The organism is Brevundimonas sp., assembly GCF_031082345.1.
In the GTDB taxonomy this organism is placed as follows: Bacteria; Pseudomonadota; Alphaproteobacteria; order Caulobacterales; family Caulobacteraceae; genus Brevundimonas.
In genome coordinates this window covers 1-7,008 of the sequence record NZ_JAVHLH010000152.1, presented here as the reverse complement: position 1 = coordinate 7,008, position 7,008 = coordinate 1, and the positions used below count along the sequence as shown (strand labels likewise).

5 protein-coding genes are annotated in these 7,008 nt (G+C 69.3%); 3 read left to right on the top strand and 2 right to left on the bottom strand.

Annotated elements, in window-relative coordinates; genetic code table 11:
- The coding region (locus RDU12_RS10390; protein WP_308684575.1) for a deoxyhypusine synthase family protein at nt 1-400 on the bottom strand (400 nt) is incomplete at its 3' end.
- A 183-nt stretch (nt 401-583) separates the two neighbouring features.
- Here RDU12_RS10390 and RDU12_RS10385 point away from each other — a divergent pair.
- On the top strand, nt 584-1,810 hold the full coding sequence (locus tag RDU12_RS10385) for a DUF2254 domain-containing protein (RefSeq protein WP_300291063.1): 1,227 nt from the start codon (nt 584-586) through the stop codon (nt 1,808-1,810).
- Here the strand turns inward: RDU12_RS10385 and RDU12_RS10380 are convergent.
- The gene (locus tag RDU12_RS10380; RefSeq protein WP_300291061.1) at nt 1,807-3,072 is read right to left on the bottom strand and encodes a type III PLP-dependent enzyme; all 1,266 of its coding nucleotides are present in this window, start codon (nt 3,070-3,072) and stop codon (nt 1,807-1,809) included. The two genes, RDU12_RS10385 and RDU12_RS10380, sit on opposite strands and share 4 nt — an antisense overlap.
- Before the next feature lie 197 nt (nt 3,073-3,269).
- Between RDU12_RS10380 and RDU12_RS10375 the strand changes: the two genes are divergently transcribed.
- Both RDU12_RS10375 and phnC read left to right on the top strand, forming a co-directional pair.
- Nucleotides 3,270-6,071 (top strand): pitrilysin family protein, encoded by a 2,802-nt coding sequence (locus RDU12_RS10375; RefSeq protein WP_308684574.1) that lies wholly within the window; start codon nt 3,270-3,272, stop codon nt 6,069-6,071.
- A gap of 121 nt (nt 6,072-6,192) precedes the next feature.
- Nucleotides 6,193-6,990, top strand: a complete 798-nt coding sequence (gene phnC, locus RDU12_RS10370) for a phosphonate ABC transporter ATP-binding protein (protein ID WP_300290223.1) — start codon at nt 6,193-6,195, stop codon at nt 6,988-6,990.
- The last annotated feature ends 18 nt before the right edge of the window (nt 6,991-7,008 follow it).

The following is a 7,008-nucleotide window of genomic DNA, read 5'->3' as shown; positions in this document are numbered from 1 at the left end:
CGTAGATCCGGTCGATGTAGTTGTCGCGCAGGACGTTGTCGTCCACCTCGCCGGCGGCCTGGTAGTGTTTGAAGCCGAGGGCCTCGAAGAAATCCATGTCGACGATCGAGGCGCCGGTGGCGACGACGGCGTCGATCATGCCGAACTTCACCATGTCGCGGTACACGTGCATGCAGCCGCCGGCCGAGGTCGAGCCGGCCAGGATCAGCCACGGCGAGCAGTCCTTGTCCTCGATGGCCATATTGAAGATGTCGGCGGCCCGGGCCGTGTCGCGGCTCGAGAACGACATCTTGCGCATGCTGTCGATGATCGGACGGGCGTCGAAGGACGTGATGTCCACGTGCTCGACGGTATTCTGAAGCAGCTGGGCTTTCTGGTTCGACTGAACGGGAGCGTTCATAGCAAGGGTTTCCCTTTGGTGTGAGCGCCCGTCGATCCTCAAGGACCCGGTCGGGACGGAGCGACCGCCGGGAGGCGCCTAATAGGGGGTGAAAGCGGCGAGATTCAAGCAGGGAACGCGCTCGCCGCCGCCCTGCCGGAACAGGAACGCCGGCGGGGCCGTTTCTGTTCTCAAGGGGGACTCATGAATCGCTGGCGATACTACTGGCGGGTGCTGAGAACGCAGATCTGGTTCCGGGCCGGTCTGTACGCCGCCTTCGGCGTCGCGGCCGCCTTGATCGCCGCCCTGGCCGCCCCCTTGGTGCCGAAGGAGGTGGCCGACCGGCTGGGCGGGGAATCGGTCGAGGCCATCCTGACCATCCTCGCCTCTAGCCTGCTGGCGGTGGCGACCTTTTCCCTCGGGGCCTGGGTCAGCGCCTACACGGCCGTGTCGCAGGCCGCCTCGCCGCGCGTGGCGACTCTCGTCACCTCCGACGAGTCGACCCAGAAGGCGCTGGCCACCTTCGTGGGGGCCTTCCTCTATGCGGTGGTGGCCGTCACCGCCATTCATGCCCGCTACTATGGCGCCGAGGGGCGTGCGGTCCTCTATCTGACCAGTCTCGCCGTGGTGAGCCTGGTGGCCTTTCGCCTGCTCGCCTGGATCAACCGACTGTCGAACCTGGCCCGCCTCGGCCACATGATCGAACTGGTCGAAGAACGTACCGCGGAATGGCTGAAGACCCACCCGCCGGCGCCGGCCGGTCCGCCGGTTCCCGGAGAGGAATTCAACGCGCCGGCGACCGGCTACGTCCAGAACATCGACCTGCCCAGCCTGCAACGCCTCGCCGGGGACAAGGGCGGCCACGTCGAAATCCTGGCGCCGGTCGGCAGCTTCCGTCGGCGCGGCGAAGCGCTCGGCCGGGTCAGTTTCGCGGCGTCGGACGAGCAGACGCGGGAAAGCCTGCGGTCCGCCTTCTCGATCGCGCGATCGCGGACCTTCGACCAGGACCCGCGTTTCGGTCTGATCGTTCTGGGCGAGATCGCCGCGCGCGCCCTGTCGCCGGGGGTCAACGACCCCGGCACGGCGGCCGAGGTGGCCGGCGTGGCCGTGCGCCTGCTCGACAACTGGGGACGGCGCGCTCCGGAGGAAGCCGACGTCAATCGCGAGAACGACCGGGTGATCCGGCCTGTTCTCGATCCCGAGGATCTGGTCCAGGACGTTTTCGGGCCGCTGGTCCGCTACGGCATGGGCGATCTGACGGTGGCCGTCCGGGTGCAGAAGGGCCTGCGCTCGCTGGCGGCCTGCGACTCCGCCGTGTCCGGCGCTGCCCGCCGTCTGGCGGTCGAAACCGCCCAACGCGCGCGTGAAAGCCTGCACAAGGCCGACCGCGCCCGCTTCGACGCCGAGTTCGGAAAGCGCGCCAGGCGCTAGCGGCGGTTCTTCCGGCGCTGACCGGCCTTGCCCTTGGGACGGCTCAGACGAACGACCTTGCGGGCCTGCTCTTCCGCCGTGGTGCGCACGGTCGGGATGGAGCGGGGCGCGAGGCCGTACAGCGAGGCCATCGGGGCGTCCTCGACCGCGGCGAGGTCATGCTCGCCATAGCCGTTGAAGCCGGTCGACATGGCCACGCCATAGGCGCCCAGCATGCCGATTTCGATGAAGTCGCCTTCCTGCACATCGGCCGGCAGCCAGAACGGGCCCGGCATGTGGTCGATGCTGTCGCAGGTCGGGCCGTAGAAGCGGAACGGCTTCAGATCGGCCGAGCTCGCTCCGTCCCGGACCAGCTTGGACGGGAAGGGCCAGCGCGAGTGGGTGGCGTCGAACAGCGACCCGTACGAGCCGTCGTTCAGATACAGGGCGTCGCCCTTGCGCAGGTCGACCCGGCACAGCACCGAGGAGGACTCGGCGACCAGGGCGCGACCGGGCTCGCACCACAGTTCGGTGGTGTGGGTGACCGGCATCTCGGCGAAGCCGCGGTGGATGGCGTCGGCGTATTCCTGCATGTCCGGCGGGACCATGCCCGGATAGACCGAGGGGAAGCCGCCGCCGACGTCGACGATGTCGACGATCACGCCGGCGCGGGTGATGGCGCGGCCGACCTGGGCCATGGCGGCCTCATAGGCGGACGGGCGCATGCACTGCGAACCGACGTGGAACGACACGCCCATCAGACCATCCTTCACCGCCTGGCGGGTGGCCAGCAGCAGCGACGGGGCCTGGTCCGGCGAGACGCCGAACTTGCCCGACAGGGAATAGGCCGCGCCGTCGGCCGAAACCGCCATGCGCACGACCAGATTCAGGTCGGGCGCGTCGCCGGTGGCGTCGATGATCTTCTGCAGCTCGTCATGGCTGTCGAGCGAGAAGGTGCGGACGCCGAATTCGAAATAGGCGCGGGTGATGGCGCCGCGGCTCTTGACCGGGTGCATGAAGGCCAGGCGCGCGTCGGCGCTGACCGAACGCACCAGTTCGACCTCGGAGAGCGATGCGACGTCGAAGGCGGTGACGCCGGCCTCGATCAGGGTCTCGATGACCCAGCGCGAGGGGTTGGCCTTCACCGCATAGAAGACGTCAGCCTTTAGATTGTCCTGGAACCAGCGCGCCGCTACGGAAACCGAACGCGGCCGCACGAGGGCGACGGGACGCTCAGGGGACCGCTCACGGACCAGGTCCAGGGGAAACTGGTACGTGCGCAATTCACGTAACCCCCTGCAAATTGTGAAACCCAGACCGGCGTTAGCAGCGCTTAACGGTTAGACCACGGGGTCCGCCGGAGCGGGCGATATGGGGGTATCGGCCTGTCATGTAAAGCGGTTTTTTCGTGACGCAGCCGTAACTTGCACCCGGTTCGGGTCCGCGTAGTGTCAGGCCGCCGCTGATTGGGGGACTTGTCATGCGCCGTACCGCCTTCGCCGCCGTTCTCGCCCTGGCTCTCGCGGCGGCCGCGCCGCCGGTCCTGTCCCAGACCAGCCAGCCGGTCCCGGCCTCCGAGCTGGCCCGCAGCGTCGATATTCCGTTCGAGGCCTTCACCCTCGACAACGGCCTGCGCGTCGTCGTCCACACCGACCGCAAGGCCCCGGTGGTGGCGGTCGCCGCCTGGTACAACGTCGGGGCCAAGGACGAGCCCGAGGGCCAGACCGGCTTCGCTCACCTGTTCGAGCACATCGGCCTGTTCAATCCGACCGAGAACCTGCCAGGCGGCCTGATGGAGCCGCTGCGGGCCCTCGGCGCGACGGACTGGAACGGCACCACCTGGTTCGACCGCACCAACTTCTTCCAGACCGTGCCGACCTCGGCCCTGGACCAGGCGCTCTATATGGAGAGCGACCGGATGGGCTACCTGCTCGGCGCGCTCAACCAGGAACGGCTCGATAACCAGCGCGGCGTGGTCCAGAACGAGAAGCGCCAGGGCGACAACCAGCCCTATGGCCTTGTCTACTACGCCCAGCTGGAGGCCCTCTTCCCGCCGGGCCACCCCTACCGCCACTCCACCATAGGCTCGATGGCCGACCTTGACGCCGCCAGTCTGGAAGACCTGCGCCAGTGGCACCGCGACAACTACGGCCCGAACAACGCCGTGCTGGTGCTGGCCGGCGACATCGACGCGGCCACGGCCCGCCGGAAGGTCCAGCAGTATTTCGGCCACATCCCCCGCGGCGCCGTGAACGAGCCGGCCCAGGCCGACATCCCCACCCTGCCGGCCCGCATCGACAGGCTGATGCACGACCGCGTCCCCAACACCCGCCTGTACCGCAACTGGGTCGTCCCCGGCCTGCTGGCCGACGAGGCCGCCGACCTGCAGGTCGCGGCCTCGGTGCTGGGCGGCCTGGCCAGTTCGCGGCTGGACAACGCCCTGGTGCGCGGCGACGAGACCGCGACCGCCGTCACGACCGGCTACCAGCCCTTCCACCGCGTCGGCATGTTCACCGTGACGGTCGATGTGAAGCCCGGTCAGGACGCCGACGCCGTGTCGGCCCGCCTCGACCAGCTGATCGCCGACTATATCGCCTCGGGTCCGACCGCGGACGAGATCGCCCGTACGGTGACCAGCACCCTCTCCGGGCAGATTCAGGCGCTGGAGCCCGTCGGCGGCTTCGGCGGCAAGGCCGTGGTGCTGGCCGAGGGCGAACTCTACGCCGGCGATCCCGGCTTCTACCGCAAGGAACTGGCCGATCTCGGCGCCGTCACCCCCGCCTCGGTCAAGGCCGTCATGGACCGCTGGCTGACCCGCCCGGTGCTGGCCACGCGCGTCGATCCCGGCGAGCGCGAAGCCTATGCCGAGGCGGCCGACACGCGGCCGGCCCCGGCCCCCGCCCAGCCGCTGCCCGTCACCCCGCGCGAACCCATGCCGCCGGTCGGGCCGATGAAGGCGCTGGACTTTCCCGACGTCGAGCGCGCCCGCCTGTCGAACGGCATGGAGGTGATCTACGCCCGCTCGACCACCGTGCCGGTCACCCGGGTGGCGGTGGAGTTCGACGCCGGCGTCGCCGCCGATCCGGCTGACGCGCCCGGTACGCAGCGGATGATGCTCGACCTCCTGACCGAGGGCACGACCAGCAAGACCGCCGTCAAGATCGCCGAGGAGGAGGAGCGGCTGGGCGCCAATATCGGCGCCTTCGCCAATGTGGACCGCACCACCGTCGGCCTGACCGCCGTCAGCGCCAACCTGGAGCCGTCGCTGGACCTGCTGGCCGACGTGATCCGCAATCCGGCCTTCCGCCCCGCCGACATCGAACGCCGCCGCAACCAGCAGCTGGCGTCGATCGCCCAGGAGAAGAGCTCGCCCAACGGCATGGGCGCGCGGGCCCTGCCGGTGGTGCTCTACGGCCCCGACCATCCCTATGGCCGCGCCTGGTCCGGCCTCGGCGCCGCCGAGGCGGTGCAGGCTCTCGATCGCGAGGACCTGACCGGCTTCCACCAGCGCTGGATCCGTCCTGACAACGCCCAGCTGTTCATCGTTTCGGACAGGCCGCTGGCCGAACTGACGCCGCTGCTTGAGGCCCGTTTCGGCGCCTGGGCGCCGCCCGCCGTCGCGAAGGGAACCAAGGCCTTCGACGCGCCCATCCCGGCCCCGCGCCCCCGCATCGTCCTGATCGACCGGCCGCAGTCGCCCCAGTCGCTGATCATGGGCGGGCTGGTGCTGCCGGTGACGGGCCGCGACGACCTGGTCACCCTGAACGCCGCCAACGAGGTCATCGGCGCCGGCTTCCTGTCGCGGATCAACCAGGACATCCGCGAGACCCGGGGCTGGTCCTACGGCCTCGGCGGCCGGGTCAATCCGCTGGAGCGCCAGACCCCCTACATCGTCAATGCGCCGGTCCAGTCCGACCGCACCGGCGAGTCGATCGCCGTCCTGATCGATCAGTACCGCGCCTTCCTGTCCGACCGGGGCGTGACCGACGCCGAGCGGGAGCGAACCGTCAACGGCAATGTCCGCCAGCTTCCGGGCAGCTTCGAGAGTTCCGCCAATGTGCTCAACGCCCTGCGCACCAACGCCCTGTACGATCGGCCCGATGACTACTGGGAAACGCTGGCGCCCCGGTATGAATCCATGACCGCCGCGCAGATGGACGCCGAGGCCCGCCGGGTGCTGAACCCGGCCGGCATGATCTGGGTCGTGGTCGGCGACGCCTCCGTGGTCCGGCCCCAGCTGGAGGCCCTGGGAATGGAGGTCGAGGTCCGCGCGCCGCAGTAGTCGCCGTGCGGATCCCGCGCCGTCACGCTGGACGAAATCGTCGCGGGCGTGCCATTAAGGCTTGCCCCATGGGCCCGTTCGGGCCATGCGGCGCGCCCCTGCAACCGCCGACAGTCTGTCCATGACCGTATCCGCCGCCGCCGTCGCGTCCGTCCGGGACGTGTCCAAGACATTCGGCGCCCGCAAGGCCCTGAACGGCGTGTCCGTCGAGGTTGGAGCCGGCGAGATGGTCGCCCTGATCGGCCCGTCCGGCTCGGGCAAATCGACCCTGCTGCGCTCGATCACCGGCCTGCAGACCATCGATTCCGGCAAGGGGACGATCACCGTCTTCGGCGAGGTGGTGCAGAAGAACGGCCGCACCACCGGGGCGACCCGCGCCGCCCGCCAGAAGCTGGGCATGATCTTCCAGCAGTTCAATCTGGTCGGCCGTCTGTCGCTGTTCTCCAACGTCATGCTGGGCGCTCTGGGCCGGCTGCCCGAGTGGAAGGGTTTCTTCGGCCTGTGGCCGACCGAGGACAAGCACAAGGCCATGGCGGCCCTGCACCGCGTCGGCGTTTCGGACTACGCCGCCCAGCGCGCCAACACCCTGTCCGGCGGCCAGCAGCAGCGCGGCGCCATCGCCCGCGCCCTGGTCCAGGGCGCCCGGGCCATCCTCGCCGACGAGCCGGTGGCCTCGCTGGACCCGGTCTCGGCCCGCAAGGTCATGGAGCTGCTGGTCGAGCTGAACCAGCGCGACGGCCTCGGCGTCATAGTCACCCTGCACCAGGTCGACTACGCCATCCGCTATTGCGACCGCGTCATCGCCCTGAAGGCTGGGCAGGTGGTCTACGACGGACCCGCCACGGGCCTCGACACCAAACAATTGATCGACATCTACGGTCCCGAGTTCGAGGACGCGTTCTGGGAAACCAAGGCATGACCGTCGCTCCCGTCACCC

Coding starts and splice junctions, on each gene's coding strand:
- RDU12_RS10385 (WP_300291063.1), top strand. CDS start 584: ATGAATCGCTGGCGATACTACTGGCGGGTGCTGAGAACGCAGATCTGG.
- RDU12_RS10375 (WP_308684574.1), top strand. CDS start 3,270: ATGCGCCGTACCGCCTTCGCCGCCGTTCTCGCCCTGGCTCTCGCGGCG.
- phnC (WP_300290223.1), top strand. CDS start 6,193: ATGACCGTATCCGCCGCCGCCGTCGCGTCCGTCCGGGACGTGTCCAAG.